The sequence below is a fragment of the Mycobacterium sp. ELW1 genome, assembly GCF_008329905.1.
Taxonomy (GTDB): domain Bacteria; phylum Actinomycetota; class Actinomycetes; order Mycobacteriales; family Mycobacteriaceae; genus Mycobacterium.
Map to the genome: position 1 here is coordinate 1,248,991 of NZ_CP032155.1, position 14,698 is coordinate 1,263,688.

Genomic DNA, 14,698 nt, shown 5'->3' on the forward strand with positions numbered 1-14,698 from the left:
TCACCGTGCGCGCAGCACGACGAGCGCGTCGACGGCCACCACCCCACCCGGTGAGGCGATCACCGGGTTGGCTTCCACGGCGTCGATGTGCTCACCCAATTCGATTGCCAGTTGCGAGAATCCGACGACGACATCGGCGAGCGCGTCGATGTCGACCGGTGCCGCCCCGCGCCAGCCGGCCAGCAGCGGCGCGGTGCGCAGCGACCGGAGCAGGGCAATGGCGGACTCACGGGTGACCGGCGGACAGGCGACCGCGCGGTCGGCCAGCAGTTCGACCAATGTCCCGCCGGTGGCGACCACGACCATCGGCCCGAAGTTGTCGTCACGCACCACACCGAGCGAAATTTCCACGCCCGCAGGGGCCATCGCGTCGACGCTGACGTCAGGTCCCAACCGTTCGGCCATCTCATCGTAGGCCACCCAGAGCGATTCGCGGTCACAGATGCCGAGTATTACGCCGCCGACATCGCTTTTGTGCGCGGCGCCCAGCGTTTTCAGCACCACCGGGTAGCCGACGGCATCCGCGGCCGTAAGCACCTCCGAGACGGTGTGAGCGGCATATGAGCGGGTGACCGGGATGCCGTAGTCGGCCAGCAGCCGGAAGGCGGTCGGCGCGTTCCACTCGGCCGCGGTGAGTGCGGCGGTCCAGCGCTCTACGCGCTCGGTGTCGATCTGGGGGAGTGCCGTCGAGACCGGCAGCGGCCAACGGGCCAGGTGCCCCAGAGCGGCAATCCCGGAGCGAGCCCCTTCCAGGACCGCAACCCCGTTGCTGCGCAATCTGTTCGCAGTGTCCGGGTCGACCGCCGACGGTACCGAGGTCAGCACCGCCAGAGCTGTGTCGGTGCCTGCGACCACATCAAGCACCGCGTCGGGGTAGCCGGTGTCGCCGTCGAACTCGGTGACCAGGTCGACGGCCAGTGCGGTCACCGCGACGCCGGGATCGTCGACCAGTGCTCGCAGGCATCCGCTGAACAGCGCGCGGGTGTCGGCGCCAGTGCCCCAGACGTCCAGGGGGTTACCGGGGGACAGCCCGTCGTCGAGCAGTTCTGCGAGTGCGTGCAGGGTCGGCTCGGCGAGTTCGGTGAAGTCCACCGCCAACTCGTGGGCCAGGTCGGCACAGAGCGCACGTTCGGCCCCGGAATCGTGCACTGTGGCGATGCCGTGCGAGCCGGGGCGTCGCCGCCGGCCCGTCTCGAAAAGTTCGATGGTGTCGACGAACTCGGCCATGTCGGTGACCCGGACCGCGCCGGTGTCGGCGCAGAAGGCCTGCCAGCCGGCGGCGTCGCCGGCGAGCGCACCCGAGTGGGCGGCGACCATGGCGCGCCCGCGCGGCGAATGGCCGACGGGCAGGATCACCACGGGGATGTCGCGCTGCGCGGCACGGCGCAGCCCGGCTCGCAGCCGTCCCACCGACCGGGGCGTCTCCAGCAGTAGGGCGATCATCGTCGTGCCCGGGTCGTCGACGATGTAGTCCACGTAGTCGGCGGTGTCGGTGACCAGTTCCTGGCCTGAGGAGATCGCTAATCGGAACCCGAAGCCGCGGGACGCCCGCAGAATGGTGGAGAACGCCGACCCCGAGTGGGTGACCAGTGAAACTCCGCCCGGTGGTAGGGGATCCGGTTCCAGATAGCCCAGCGCGCGCAGCCCGGTGACATTGTTGACGAACCCCATGCAACCCCCGCCGCATACCGCCATCCCGGCGTCGGTGGCGGTGTCCGCCACGGCCCGGCGCAGCTGATCACCGTGCGCGGAGCCGAAGATCACCGCCGACTCCGCACCCATCGCCGCCGCACTCTTCAGCTCGGCCAGCAGGGCGGTGTCGGGAACTCCGAGCAGCACCAGATCGACCGGCTCGTCGAGCGCGCACAGTGACGGAGCACAGGTGATGCCATCGATGTGGTCGTAGCGCGGATTGACCAGATGCATTCGCGCCGAACTGCGGCGCGCTTCGACGATCATTCGCTCCCCGAAGCTGCCCGGTTTCGCCGAGGCCCCGACGAGTGCCACCGAGCGGGCCTCCAGCATGGCGGCGACGGAGCCCCGCCGGCTGTCGCTCATCGCCGGCGGAAGCGCTTCTTCTTCGTGTCGGCCAGCGCGGCTCGCGCCGCCTGCCAGCCAGGGATACCGCACACTCCACCACCGGCGTGGGTGCCGGAGCTGCCGTTGTACAGCCCGGAGATCGGCGTGCGGTAGTCGGCGTAACCGGGCGCGGGTCGCATGTGGAACAACTGCTCCAGGGACAACTCCCCGTGGAAGATGTTGCCACCGATGAGGCCGTACTCCTGCTCCATCTCATGCGGCCCGACGATGTCGCGGTGCAGGATCGAGGATTTGAAGCCCGGTGCCACCTGGTCGTACAAGTCGATCAGGCGATCGGTGTAAGCATCCAACTCCGCGGTGTGCGGTTCGTTGGCCCAGTCCGCCGGCACCCACTGGGTGAACAGCGACATGATGTGCGTGCCATCGGGATTGAGCGTCTTGTCCAGTGTCGTGGGAATCACGCCGTCGCTGAAGGGCATCAGCGCGGGCTTGCCGACGCGAGCGTCTTGGAATGCCGCCTCGATGTATTCCATCGTGGGTGCCATCTCGACCGAACCGGTGTGGTGCTCGGCCTGCCCGTCGCTGGGATCGGCGGTGAAGTTCGGTAGTTCGGCCAAGGCCAGGTTGATCTTCACCACGCCGCTTCGGGTCTTGAAGTGTTCGATATCGGCGACGAACTCCGGCGGCAGTTCGGTGCGCGGAATATGCTCCAGGAAAGCGGTTTTCGGGTGCAGCGTGGTGACCACCAGGGGTGCTCGCAGCTCATCGCCGTTCTCGAGCACCACCCCCTCGATTCGCCCGCCCCGCACCAGCATTCGCGAGACCCGGGCCTTTGTGCGAATCTCCGCTCCGAAGCTCCGGGCCGAGCGGGCGATGGCTTCCGACACCGCGCCCATCCCGCCCTCCGGGTAACCCCAACTTCCGAGCTGGCCGTCACCCACGTCGCCGATGGAGTGGTGCGCCATCACGTATGCGGTGCCGGGCTCATACGGTCCGGCCCAGGTGCCGATCACCCCGTTGACGGCCAGAGCGCCTTTGATTTGCGGTGATTCGAACCAGTCGTCGAGCAGATCGGCGATGCTCATGGTCAGCAGCCGGGTGACGTCTCCCATCATCCGGGTGGTCATGCCGCGCTGGCTCCAGCCGAGCTTGGCGAGCTCGAACAGATCCGACGGTTTGTGCGATCCGATGTTGGGCGGCACCTGGGTCAGCAGCGGCCCCATGACGTCGGCGATCCCTTCGAGCCAGGCGTTCCACTTCGGCCAGGTGTCGGCGTCCTTCTTGGAGAACTTGGCGAGCTGCTCATAGGTGCGGGCCGGGTCGTCCTCGTAGATGGTCAGCGACCCGCCCTCCGGAAAAGCCTGGTAGTACGGGCCCATCGGGTGCACCTTGTAGCCGTGTCGTTCCAGGCTCAGATCCCGCACGATCGTCGGTGGCATCAGGCTCATCACATAGGACAGCCGGGTGACCCGCAGATGCGGCGCGTCCTCCCACGGCGCCTCGGTGGTGGCCGCGCCGCCGAGCGAACCGCGCGATTCCAGCACAACGGTGTTGGCGCCCGAGCGCGCGAGGTAGGCCGCCGAGACAAGCCCGTTGTGCCCGCCGCCGATGACGATGGCGTCGTAGGTGTTCGACATGACGCGTCACTCCCGTTCGTCCCGCTTGCCGTCTTTGACTGACTGTTCAATCTAATCGAGTGTTAGGCTTTCAACAAGAGCCGGCACCGGCGCCGCAGAGGGGAGTACGACGAGATGGCAGATCCTGCACCCGCGACCGAGAACAATGAGGCGAGGCGCATCCAGATGTTGCGCGCTGCAGCGGAGCTCATCTGCGAACGCGGCTTCTCTGAGACCAGAATCTCTGATGTGGCCAAACGGGCCGGGGTCAGCTCGGCGTTGGTTATCTACTACTTCGGCACCCGGGACCGGCTGCTCGTCGACGCGCTGCGGCACTCGGAGGAATCGTTCTATGAGGCGGCCGAGCAGATGCTCGCCGAGGTGCCGTCGGTTCGCGAACGGTTGTCTCTGCTGATCCAGTGGACATGTGTACCCGAGGCCGAGAACGAGATCCCCGGGGCGTGGGGCCTCTGGTTCGATCTGTGGGCGCAGGCATTTCGGCACGACGAAGTCAAAGCAGGCCGGGTGGAGCTCGACGCGCGCTGGCGCCGGATGATCGTCGACACCGTGGAATCGGCCGACCTGAAGTCGGACGTCGACGCGAAGATGTTCGCGCTGGAGTTCTCCGCTCTGCTGGACGGCCTGTCGATCCAGGTGGCGCTCGAGGACCCGGAAGTCGATTCAAAGGTCGCCTACGAGATCGCGATGCGCTTCGCCGAACGGGAGCTGGACCTGCCGCGCGAGAAGCGCACCCTGGTGGCTGCCGGTAAGGGCCGACGCTCGCGCTAAACCGGACCGGCGACCAGATCCGCCGCCGGATCCTTGATCACCACCGCTGCGCTGCGGGCCAGCACCCGCACCGCGTCCGTCGAACACACACAGGTGATGGGCATTCCGGCGTCGTATGCCGCCGACCCGGGACCGTACCGGTTGGGGACGTCGACGACGAGAGCCGTCGGCTCGCCGACGTCGACGTGCACCTGGGTCGAGGCGCCGTGGTAGACCACCTGGGCGACCGTACCGCGGATCGCGTTGTGCCCCGGCGATACCGGATCCTCTGGAGACTGCAGGGCGATGCGCTCCGGACGGATCACGATCGCCGCGGGCCCGGGCCGGCACGAGGCGTCCACCGCGGCGCCGAGGCGTGTCGCCAGCGCCGAGCACAGCGCCGCACCGTCGTTGTTCTCCAGCACCTCGGCGTCGAAAATATTTGCCGCGCCCAGGAACCCGGCCACGTAGGTCGTTGCCGGGGCGGAGTAGATCTCTTGCGGCGGACCGACCTGTTCGACGCGACCTTCGGCCAGGACGGCGATCTGGTCGCTCATCGTCAACGCCTCGTCCTGGTCGTGGGTCACGTAGACGAACGTGATCTCGACCTCGCGCTGGACGGCTCGCAACTCGAGCTGAAGTTGCTTGCGCAGCTTGGCATCCAGAGCGCCGAGCGGCTCGTCGAGCAGCAGTACCCGGGGCTGCAGAACCAGCGCACGAGCCAACGCGACGCGCTGCTGCTGGCCGCCGGAGAGCTGGGTGGGGCGCCGTTTGGCGAACTCGTGCATCCGGACCAGGTCGAGTGCCTCACCGACGCGGCGTGTGATCTCGGGCTTGGGTGCCTTCTGGTAGCGCAGGCCGAATGCGACGTTGTCCCAGACCGACATGAAGGGGAACAGCGCGTACGTCTGGAAGACAGTGTTGACCGGTCGCTTGTGAGGGGGATCCTGCGCGACGTCTCGACCGTCGAGCTCGATGCGCCCCGAGTCGGGCTTCTCGAACCCGGCGATCATCCGCAGCGTGGTGGTTTTGCCGCACCCGGATGCCCCGAGCAGCGAATAGAACTGTCCTGCTGGAATATCCAGGTCGATTCCGGTCACCGCGGGAACGCCGTCGAACGCCTTGGCCAGCTGATGCAGCCGGATGGCGCCGCCGGTCACCGGCGGCCGTCCCGACAGCAGGCGCTCAGGCCGCCACCGCCTCGGCCAGCCGGGCGAAGTTCGCGGCGAATCGGTCGACATCGGCCTCGTCGTGCTGAACAGACAACAACCATTGCTCCACCTTGCCCCACGGTGGTAGGAACACACCGCCATTGTGCTGCATGAGCCAGTGCAGGTGGCCCAATCGGTCGTCGATGTGCAGGAAATCGCGGAAATCGTGGACCGGCTCGCGCTTGAACGTCACACAACCCTTGGCTCCGACACTCACCACGTGCCAACCGTAACCGTGTTCGGTCACGGTCGCCTCCAGAGCGCCGCGAAGCCGCTGCGCCAGCGACGTCATCCGGGTGTACGCCGCCGGTGTGAGCACCTCCGAGAGAGTGGCCCTGGTGGCGGCCATCGCCAGCGGGTTGCCGTTGAAGGTGCCGACCTGTTCGTACCGGCCGTCGGCGATCGCCGACATCACCGCGGTGGTGCCGCCGATCGCGGCGACCGAAATGCCGCCACCCAAAGCCTTTGCCAGGCAGACGATGTCGGGAACCACACCCGATGTCGCGGTGACTCCACCCGGGCCGGTGGTGAAGCCGGTCTTCACTTCGTCGTAGATCAGCAGGGCGCCGTCGGCGTGCAGCAGCTCGCGAATGGCGGCCAGATAGCCGGCGTCGGGTGGGATGATGCCGGCGTTCATCATCACCGGTTCCAAGATCATGGCGGCGATGCCCCCGCGGTGCACGGCCAGTGCCCGGGCCACCGCCTCGGGATCGTTGAACGGGACCACCACCACCAGATCGCGGATCGCCGCCGGGATGCCCGTGTTGCCCGGCACGCCGATCGGATGGTCGCGAGGGCCCACCTGGTCTGCCTCGGGCAGCACCGAGACCTGCACCGAGTCATGGTGGCCGTGATAGCAACCCTCGACCTTGATGATCAGGTCCCGTCCGGTGACCGAACGGGCGAGGTGCACGGCGTCCATGGTCGCCTCGGTGCCGGAATTGGCGAAGCGCCACAACGGTAGATCGAATCGGCGGGCCAGCTCCGTCGCGATCCAGATCGCGTCCTCGGTCGGCTGGGCGAAGTGCGTGCCACGGCGGACCTGGCGGCTGACCGCCGCGACGATCGCGGGGTGAGCATGGCCGGCGATCGACGCTCCGTAGCCCCCGTGCATGTCGACGTATTCGGTGCCGTCGACGTCGTAGACCTTCGAGCCCGCACCGTGGCTCATCCACACCGCCTGCGGCTGGGCGATCTGCCAGTTCGACGTGGCCCCGCCCGCGAGGTGTTCCTTTGCACGGCAGATCATTTCGGTGCTGCGCGGCTGACGCGCCAGGAACACCTTCTCCTGGTCGGCGATGAGTCTGTCGACCGCATCCTGAACCGGGCTCTCGATTGTCGGCGAAGCCACGGGGCACCTTCCGCTCGATTAGCGTGCGGACCTGCGAAAAAGCCGTCCGACATCTATTGACTGAGCGTTCAGTCTATGCCAGAGTCCAGGGAGCGATCAAGACTCGAGACGACTCGAACCACGGAGGCGCGGATGCCAGCACCCATCGGTCCCGGCCCGAATCGTCGGCAGTTCCTCCAGCGGGCCGCCCTGCTGGCTGCGGGAACTCCCGCGCTCGTGGCGTTTCTCGACGCGTGTTCCAAAGGGGGACAATTCACTTCGGCCCCCACTCTGAAGATCGCTTCACCGCAGAACCCGGTGAAGTGGGACATACCGAACGACAACAAGCCGATCGCGGACGGGCTGGCACCCGAAAAGGGTGCCACGCTGCAGCTGTACAGCTACGCCGACTACATCGCGCCCGACGCCATCAAGTCGTTCGAGGACAAGTACGCCACCAAGGTGGCGGTGTCGACGTTCAACGACACCGACGAGGCCATCACCAAGATCCGCGGCGGCAACGTCGACTACGACATCTACTTCCCGAGCTACGACCAGATCAGCCGGCTGGTGAACGGTGGCCTGGTCCGTCCGCTCAACCACAGCTACATCGGCAACATCACCAACGTCTGGCCGTTCTTCGCCAACCCCTGGTACGACCAGGAGTGGCGCTTCACCGTGCCCTACACCGTGTACACCACCGGCATCGGCTGGCGCGCCGACCAGGTGCCCGCCGACATCGGCGCGTTGAAGAACCCCTACGAGTCGCTGTGGGATCCGGCCTACAAGAACAAGACTGCCGTCATCGACGACTGGCACACCGCGATGGCCATGGTGCTGCTGAAGCTGGGCATCACCGACGTCAACACCTCCTCGGCCGACGATCTGAAGAAGCTCGGCGACCAGTTGACCGAGTTGGTCAAGGCGACGTCGCCGAAGGTCACGGTGACGATGTACAGCGACCTGCCCGCAGGACAGATCGGACTGTCCCAGATGTGGTCCGGGGACATCGTCAACGCCGTCAACTACCTGCCGGAGGGAACGGGTCCGGAGATCCTGCGCTACTGGTTCCCGTCCGACGGCAAGGGGCTGGTGGACAACGATCTGATCGTGCTCCTGCGCGGCGGCAAGAACCCGGTGCTCGGACACCTGTTCCTCAACCACATGCTCGAGACCGAGGTGGCCAAGCAGAACTTCAAGCAGATCGGGTATCAGCCGCCGCAGGTGTCGCTGAACCCGGACTCGCTTGTCGCAGAAGGCCTGGTCCCGGAAAACCTGAAGAGCGCAATCGTGCGTCCCGAGTACTTCGATACCGGATACCGGCTGCTGGAACTGGACGCCACCAATGATGCTGCCTGGCACAATGTTTGGCGAGCCTTCAAGGCCGGGGGATCCTGACCGCGGTGCCGCGCACGCGCAACAGCCTGTCTTTGTTTTGTGGGGATCCTGACGCGGTGCCGCGCACGCGCAACAGCCGGCTGTGGCCTCTGCTGGCGATGCCGGCACGCTATGGCTTGCCGTGTTCTTTCTGGCGCCGCTCTACGTGGTGCTGGCCATCGTATTCGGCCAGGTCGACCCGATCTTCCGCACACCCATCCCGGTGTGGAACCCGTTGGAATGGGACCCGTCTCAATTCACCTACGTGCTCACCCACATCGTCGGCGCCGACGGTGTCTATGGTCCGGCACTGGTGCGCACCGCGGTCTACGTGGTGCTGGCCAGCGTCCTGTGTCTGCTGATCGCTTTTCCGGTCGCCTACTTCACCGCGCGGCTGTCTGGTCGATGGGCGGGGGCGTTGCTGGCCGCATTGATCGCACCGTTCTGGATCAGCTACATGATGCGAATGCTGGCCTGGGTCAACCTGCTCCAGGACGACGGCATGGTGAACCGGCTGTTCAGCCTCGGTGGTCTGTTCGACGTCAAGGTGCACTGGCTGACCGGGCAGCCGGTGGTGGTGGTGCTCGGCCTGGTGTACGGCTACGTCCCGTACATGATCCTGCCGCTCTATGCCGGTCTGGACCGGTTGCCCCAGGCGACGTTGGAAGCGGCTCGGGATCTGGGCGCCAACAGGTTCGGGTCGTTCTGGCGGGTGACGTTGCCGATGTGCCGGCCGACGATCGTGGCCGCCGTGCTGCTGACCTGCCTGCCGATGCTCGGTGACTACTTCACCTCCGACATGCTGTCGGCCTCCCCGAAGACGGCGATGGTCGGCAACCTCATCAACGACAGCGTGCAGTCTCCCGGCCAGACCGGGCAGGCCGGTGCATTCGTGATGCTGGTGCTGATCGTGACCGTGGTGCCGATGTTCTACTACGTGCGGGTGACCTCACGCGGCGACCAGGTGTCCACATGAGGGGGCCGGTCGCGTGGTGGCGCGACCCGTGGCGGCCACCATGGATCCTGACGGCGGTCACCGCCGGCTATCTGGTGTGGTCGCTGCTGCCGGTGTTGATCGCGGTGGCCTTCTCCTTCAACGACGGCAGGTCCCGAACCAACTGGCAGGGCTTCTCCTTTCGCTGGTACTGGGGCGACGCGACCAAGTCGGTGTGGCACGACGCGTCGCTGCACACCGCTCTGTTGCAGACGCTGAAACTCGGGTGATCACCACGCTGATCACAGTGCCGCTGGGTGTGTTGTTCGCCATCGGCATCGACCGGTGGCGTGGGCGGTTGCCGGCCGGCGCCAACTTGATGATGCTGGTGTCGTTCGTGGTCCCTGAGGTGTTGCTCGCTGTCGCACTCCTGTTCGTGATGACCTCGCTGGCTTTACCGTTCGGGCTGGGAACCTCCGCGCAGGTAATCGGTCTTGTCACATTCCAGATCGCCTATCCGGCCGTCCTGGTGCGTGCTCGGCTGGCCACGATCGGTTCCCAATATGAAGAAGCTGCAATGGATTTGGGAGCATCCCCGATGCAGGCGCTGCGACGGGTGACGGTCCCGATGCTGTTTCCGGCGATCTTCGCCAGTACGGTGCTGGTGTTCGCCGACGTGATCGACGACTTCGTGCTGGTGCGCTACCTGTCCGGAAACTCGGCCACTGAACCGGTTTCGGTGAAGATCTACAACACTGCCCGTGCCGCACCGACCCCGGCACTCAACGCACTGGCGACCCTGTTGTTGGTCGCGGCATTGATAGCGGTGACCGTGGGATACCTGGTGTACCGCCGGCTGACTCGCGGCGACGACACCGCGGCGGCGGTGGCATCGCCGCGTTCGCCGGAGAGGCCTGAGCCGTGCCATCTCTGGACCTGCGCCGGTCGCCGGACTAGTCTGACTGTATGTTCAAACAGACTCCGGCGCCGGTGCCTGCCGAGGGCCTCGCGGCTGCGCTCGCCCCGTTCGGGCAGTCGCGGATGCTGCCGCGGGAGGCCTACGTCGATCCGAAGGTCTTCGAGTGGGAGAAGCAGAACATCTTCGGCGGCTGGCATTGCGTGGGCCATGCGGTGATCTGGATGGTGTCGGCGCCCAGAAGGCGGTCGGCTCGGGCTCGGACGGAATCCTTCTGGTGCGCGGTGAAGACGGCCGGGTGCGCGCGTTCGCCAACGTGTGCCGACACCGCGGTCACGAGCTGCTTGCCTGCGGTGCGAGCGCCAAGCGGCGCGGGATCATCTGCCCCTACCACTCGTGGTCGTACAAGCTGACCGGTGAGCTGCGTAATGCGCCGGCCTTCGACGGTATCGGCGGCCCCGACGCGAACGAGTTCGGTTTGACCGAATTGGCGTTGGTGGACTGGCACGGTTACCTCTTCGTCGACCCGAGCGGCAGCGCCGGCGATTTCGCTGCGCACATCGCCGGGCTCGAAGACGTCGTCGGCCCTACCGGACCGAGGACCTGACGGTGGTCGCGCGGCACTCCTACGAGTTGGAGACCAACTGGAAGGTGATCATCGAGAACTACCAGGAGTGCTACCACTGTTCGACGATTCACCCCGAGCTGTCGAAGATCAGTCCACCGACCAGCGGCGAGAACATCGACCTGCCCGGCGACTGGATGGGTGGCTGGATGGGCATGATCGACGAGGCCGAGACGATGTCGCTGAGCGGGCGAAGCGGCGGCGTGGCGATCAAGGGCCTGTCCGAGCACGAGCTGCGCACGGTGATGTATCTGGTGGGGTTCCCCAACCTGCTGGTGAGTCTGCACCCCGACTATGTGATGACCCATCTGATGACACCGCTGGCCGTCGACCGCACCCATGTGGAATGCGCGTGGGCCTTTCCCAGAGAAGCTTTGGACAAGCCCGGTTTCGACCCGTCGTACGCGGTGGACTTCTGGGACCTGACCAACCGGCAGGACTGGGCTGCATGCGAGTCGGTGCAGCGCGGGCTGAGTTCGCCGCACGCAAAGCCGGGGCCGCTGGCGCCCGACGAGGACGGCGTCTACCAGTTCGTCACCCGGGTCGCGCGGGCCTACACCGGATCTCGCTGACCGCACGCAGAGCTGGTAACGTGCGGTTCGGGCGCGCAGGACCGCCCGACGTCCGCTCGAAGAGGCTCAGCCTCCCTGCTTTTGGCTTTTGAATCCTGACCGACCTCCTTCTCGGCCCGGCCTCGCGGACGCAGGGCACGTGAGAGGAGGCCGTCATGGCCAGCACCCTGCCGACAACCCGTCACTGGAACGGTTGCGCTCCGACGCCCGCGCTCTGCAACGCGGCGTCATGGCCAACGACCGCGAAGCGATCCAGGCCGTCCACCGTCATCACCCTCGGCCGGACATTGCGCTGCAGCGCTTTCGGCTGCACGACGCGCAACTTGCGATCGCTCGCCGGTACGGATTCGGCGGCTGGCCCGCACTCGTCGAGTTCATGGCGGTCGCCGACGAACTTGCTGTGGACCCCGGCGGTATCGACATGGCCACGTTGGGTGTCGCCGATCAGTTCTGCTCGCTCGCGTCGTTGCGCTATGACCACACCGACGCCCCACCACGCTGGCAGGCCGCGCCGAACTGCTCGAGTCCAATCCTGCTGTGCCGCAGCATCACGCATGGGCGGCCGCGTCGGCCGCCGACCCGGTCGCTCTGACCCGTCACCTGAAGGATCGGCCGGAACTGGTCACCGCACCCGGCGGACCTTTCGGCTGGGTGCCGCTGCTGTATCTGTGCTATTCGCGGGTCTGGCTGCCGCACAAGGAAACTGATGTCATCGCCGCGGCCACTGTGCTGCTCGACGCCGGCGCCGATCCCAACGCCGGCTATCTGTGGCGCGCCCTGTCGACACCGTTCACGGCGCTCACCGGAGTGTTCGGCGAAGGCGAGCAGGGCCCGGGCCGTCAACCCCGGCATCGGTTCGCGACCGCGCTGGCTCGCCTGCTGCTGGAACGCGGCGCGCATCCCGTCGACCAGCAGACCCTCTACAACCGGATGTTCCGAGCCGACGATTCGCACCTCGAGCTGCTGTTCGACCACGGCCTGGCCGACGCCGGTCCGAGTCCGTGGGAGCGTCGCCTGGGCGAGGCGATGGAGACCCGCGCCCAGATGTGGCAGCGCCAAATCGACTGGGCCGCCGACCATGGCTTCGCAGACCGACTGGCCCTGCTGGCTCGCCACGGGATCGACGTTTCGGGAGCCGAGCTGGTGCAACCGTCGTTTCCCGACGACCCGAACGTCCGCGACGCCGACGGCGCCACGCCGCTGCATCACGCGGCCTGGAGCGGCGACCTGGATCTGATACGTCGGCTGCTCGACGCGGGTGCGGACCCGGATCTGGTCGACTTTCGCTATGGGACGACGCCTTTGGGATGGGCGCAGCACGCCTACCAGACCGACGCGATCGACTACCTGAGCAACTGGCAGACTCACACGCTGTGACCACTAAACGGGCCCTGATACTGGCCGGCGGCGGTATCGCCGGCATCGGCTGGGAGACCGGCATTTTGCGCGGGATCGCCGACGAATCGCCGGATACCGCGCAGAGTCTGCTGAATTCCGATGTGCTGGTCGGAACCTCGGCCGGCTCGACCGTTGCCGCACAGATCAGCAGCTCGCTGTCGCTGGAAGCACTCTTCGAACGTCAGACTGCCGAGACCTCGTCGGAAATCGACCCGGGGGTGGACATCGACGCGATCTCCGCGCTATTCCTCACGGCCATGGCCGAACCCGGCGAGCTGACGGAGAAACTTCAGCGGATCGGACGCATCGCGCTGGACACGCCGACCGTCGGCGAGGCGGTGCGCAGACGCGTCATCGAAGCGCGACTCCCCGAACATCGTTGGCCGCACCAGGATTTGCGAATCACCGCTATCGACACCGCAACCGGGGAACTTGTCGTGTTCGACTCGTCGTCTGGTGTGGACCTCGTCGATGCCGTTGCTGCCAGCTGCGCGGTGCCCGGAACCTGGCCGCCGGTGACGATCGGCGGCCGGCGCTATATGGACGGCGGCGTCAGCAGCTCGGTCCACACCGCGGTGGCTGCCGACTGCGCGACGGCCGTGGTGCTGGTGCCGGCGAGCGAATCGGCGCCGTCTCCGTTTGGCAGTGGCACCGCGGCCGAGATCGCCGGCTTCCGAGCGCGTACCTTCGCCGTCTTCGCCGACGACGCGTCCCTGAGCGCCTTCGGTCCCAACCCGCTGGACCCGCGCTGCCGGGTCCCGTCGGCGCTGGCCGGACGCGAGCAGGGCCGCCGGGTGGCGGCGGCCGTCACGGAGTTTCTGGCGTGATGATGATTTCCGGACCGATGTGGCGGTAGCCGTCCAGTGCCTTGACGGCCAGCTCTCGGCCAAGGTCGATGATCTCGGCGGCGCGATGGAAATCCAAACTGCGGCAAGCGGTTCGGGGTACCTCGATGAGTAGGTCCGGGGGATAGGCTGCCATCTGATGGCGGGCCAGCGCGGCCTGCGCGATGTCGATGGTGCGGTTCATCACCGCGAAACTGCCCAGCTTGGGGATCGGGGCTTCGCGTGAGCTGTCGATCAGCTGATCATCGCTGCTCGGCTCGACGTCGTCGCCGTCCTCCGACACCGAACTGGTTCCGAAGCGGCTCAGCATCGACCTGGCCGCGGGGGTGTCCAGAAGCGAGCGGGCGGTATTGGTGTCCAACAGTGCCGACGTGCTGCGCAACAACCGGCCGAGCCATTCGGTGTTGGCGGCGGCTTCCGGGGCTTGGGCGGTGTCCTGGCTGCCCTCGGGGTCGGGGCCGGACAGGCTGATCGCGATCGTCAGGTCGGCATTGACGGCGGCGATCGGAGCCAACGGCAACGGATCGAGGATTCCGCCGTCGGCCAGCAGCCTGCCGTCGAGCACGTGCGGCGCGATCACGCCGGGGATGGCGATCGAGGCGCGGATCGCGGCGTCGACCGGCCCGCGCTGCAGCCACACTGATTTACCCGCGATGAGGTCGGTGGCCACGGCGGTATAGGGGATCGGCAGGTTCTCGATGGTGACGTCGCCGAGGATGTCCCGGACCGCGTCGAGGATCTTCTCGGCGCGCAGCACGCCGGCCGCGGTGATCGACGGATCGAGCAGCCGCAACACGGCTCGCTGCGTCAACGTCTGGGCCCATTCCGCGAATTCGTCGAGCGACCCGGCCGCGTGCAGGCCGCCCACCAACGCACCCATCGACGATCCGGCGACACCGACGATCTCGTAGCCGCGACGTGTCAGCTCGTCGATCACGCCGATGTGCGCGTAGCCCCGCGCACCGCCGCTGCCGAGCGCCAGGGCGACCCGAGAGGTGGGGAATTGGTCGGGCATGGCGTCCATTCTGCTCACCGACAGCGGAAGGGCACCCCTTTCGGGATGCCC

Annotated in this window: 13 protein-coding genes and 1 pseudogene; 9 read left to right on the forward strand and 5 right to left on the reverse strand. The window is 66.8% G+C overall.

Features of this window, described 5'->3' with window-relative positions; all coding sequences use genetic code 11:
• Both D3H54_RS05845 and D3H54_RS05850 read right to left on the reverse strand, forming a co-directional pair.
• Complete coding sequence (locus D3H54_RS05845) at positions 1 to 2,058, reverse strand: acetate--CoA ligase family protein (protein ID WP_149378261.1); 2,058 nt, start codon at positions 2,056 to 2,058, stop codon at positions 1 to 3.
• Positions 2,055 to 3,677: a phytoene desaturase family protein gene (locus D3H54_RS05850; protein WP_149378262.1), complete on the reverse strand. Its 1,623-nt coding sequence runs from the start codon at positions 3,675 to 3,677 to the stop codon at positions 2,055 to 2,057. The genes D3H54_RS05845 and D3H54_RS05850 overlap by 4 nt, the downstream gene beginning before the upstream one ends.
• Positions 3,678 to 3,791: 114 nt before the next feature.
• Between D3H54_RS05850 and D3H54_RS05855 the strand changes: the two genes are divergently transcribed.
• Complete coding sequence (locus tag D3H54_RS05855; protein ID WP_102808852.1) at positions 3,792 to 4,445, forward strand: TetR/AcrR family transcriptional regulator; 654 nt, start codon at positions 3,792 to 3,794, stop codon at positions 4,443 to 4,445.
• Here the strand turns inward: D3H54_RS05855 and D3H54_RS05860 are convergent.
• The gene (locus D3H54_RS05860; protein WP_149378263.1) at positions 4,442 to 5,584 is read right to left on the reverse strand and encodes an ABC transporter ATP-binding protein; all 1,143 of its coding nucleotides are present in this window, start codon (positions 5,582 to 5,584) and stop codon (positions 4,442 to 4,444) included. The genes D3H54_RS05855 and D3H54_RS05860 overlap by 4 nt on opposite strands.
• Before the next feature lie 25 nt (positions 5,585 to 5,609).
• Positions 5,610 to 6,986 carry an aspartate aminotransferase family protein gene (locus D3H54_RS05865; RefSeq protein WP_149378264.1) on the reverse strand — a complete coding sequence of 459 codons (1,377 nt, stop codon included), beginning with the start codon at positions 6,984 to 6,986 and terminating at the stop codon, positions 5,610 to 5,612.
• Positions 6,987 to 7,118: 132 nt separating this feature from the next.
• Here D3H54_RS05865 and D3H54_RS05870 point away from each other — a divergent pair, with 132 nt between their 5' ends.
• The 8 genes and pseudogenes from D3H54_RS05870 (at position 7,119) to D3H54_RS05895 (ending at position 13,614) form a co-directional block, all read left to right on the forward strand.
• Entirely contained in the window at positions 7,119 to 8,363 is a 1,245-nt protein-coding gene (locus D3H54_RS05870; RefSeq protein ID WP_149378265.1) for a polyamine ABC transporter substrate-binding protein, read from the forward strand.
• A gap of 82 nt (positions 8,364 to 8,445) precedes the next feature.
• A complete protein-coding gene (locus D3H54_RS05875) occupies positions 8,446 to 9,318 on the forward strand; it encodes an ABC transporter permease (RefSeq protein ID WP_286199118.1) in 873 nt (290 codons plus the stop codon).
• A complete protein-coding gene (locus tag D3H54_RS31645) occupies positions 9,315 to 9,566 on the forward strand; it encodes an ABC transporter permease subunit (RefSeq protein ID WP_286199119.1) in 252 nt (83 codons plus the stop codon). Before D3H54_RS05875 ends, D3H54_RS31645 begins: the two co-directional genes overlap by 4 nt.
• Complete coding sequence (locus tag D3H54_RS31650) at positions 9,563 to 10,411, forward strand: ABC transporter permease (RefSeq protein ID WP_286199120.1); 849 nt, start codon at positions 9,563 to 9,565, stop codon at positions 10,409 to 10,411. Before D3H54_RS31645 ends, D3H54_RS31650 begins: the two co-directional genes overlap by 4 nt.
• On the forward strand, positions 10,359 to 10,799 hold the full coding sequence (locus tag D3H54_RS31655; protein WP_286199121.1) for an aromatic ring-hydroxylating oxygenase subunit alpha: 441 nt from the start codon (positions 10,359 to 10,361) through the stop codon (positions 10,797 to 10,799). The genes D3H54_RS31650 and D3H54_RS31655 overlap by 53 nt, the downstream gene beginning before the upstream one ends.
• Before the next feature lie 2 nt (positions 10,800 to 10,801).
• Positions 10,802 to 11,389: an RHO alpha subunit C-terminal catalytic domain-containing protein gene (locus tag D3H54_RS31660; protein ID WP_286199122.1), complete on the forward strand. Its 588-nt coding sequence runs from the start codon at positions 10,802 to 10,804 to the stop codon at positions 11,387 to 11,389.
• Positions 11,390 to 11,544: 155 nt separating this feature from the next.
• Positions 11,545 to 12,766 (forward strand): annotated as a pseudogene (locus D3H54_RS05890) (ankyrin repeat domain-containing protein).
• The gene (locus D3H54_RS05895; RefSeq protein ID WP_149378266.1) at positions 12,763 to 13,614 is read left to right on the forward strand and encodes a patatin-like phospholipase family protein; all 852 of its coding nucleotides are present in this window, start codon (positions 12,763 to 12,765) and stop codon (positions 13,612 to 13,614) included. The pseudogene D3H54_RS05890 and the gene D3H54_RS05895 overlap by 4 nt, the downstream one beginning before the upstream one ends.
• On the opposite strand, the gene D3H54_RS05900 is transcribed toward D3H54_RS05895, so the two are convergent.
• The gene (locus D3H54_RS05900; RefSeq protein ID WP_149378267.1) at positions 13,595 to 14,647 is read right to left on the reverse strand and encodes a patatin-like phospholipase family protein; all 1,053 of its coding nucleotides are present in this window, start codon (positions 14,645 to 14,647) and stop codon (positions 13,595 to 13,597) included. The genes D3H54_RS05895 and D3H54_RS05900 overlap by 20 nt on opposite strands.
• Between the last annotated feature and the right edge of the window lie 51 nt (positions 14,648 to 14,698).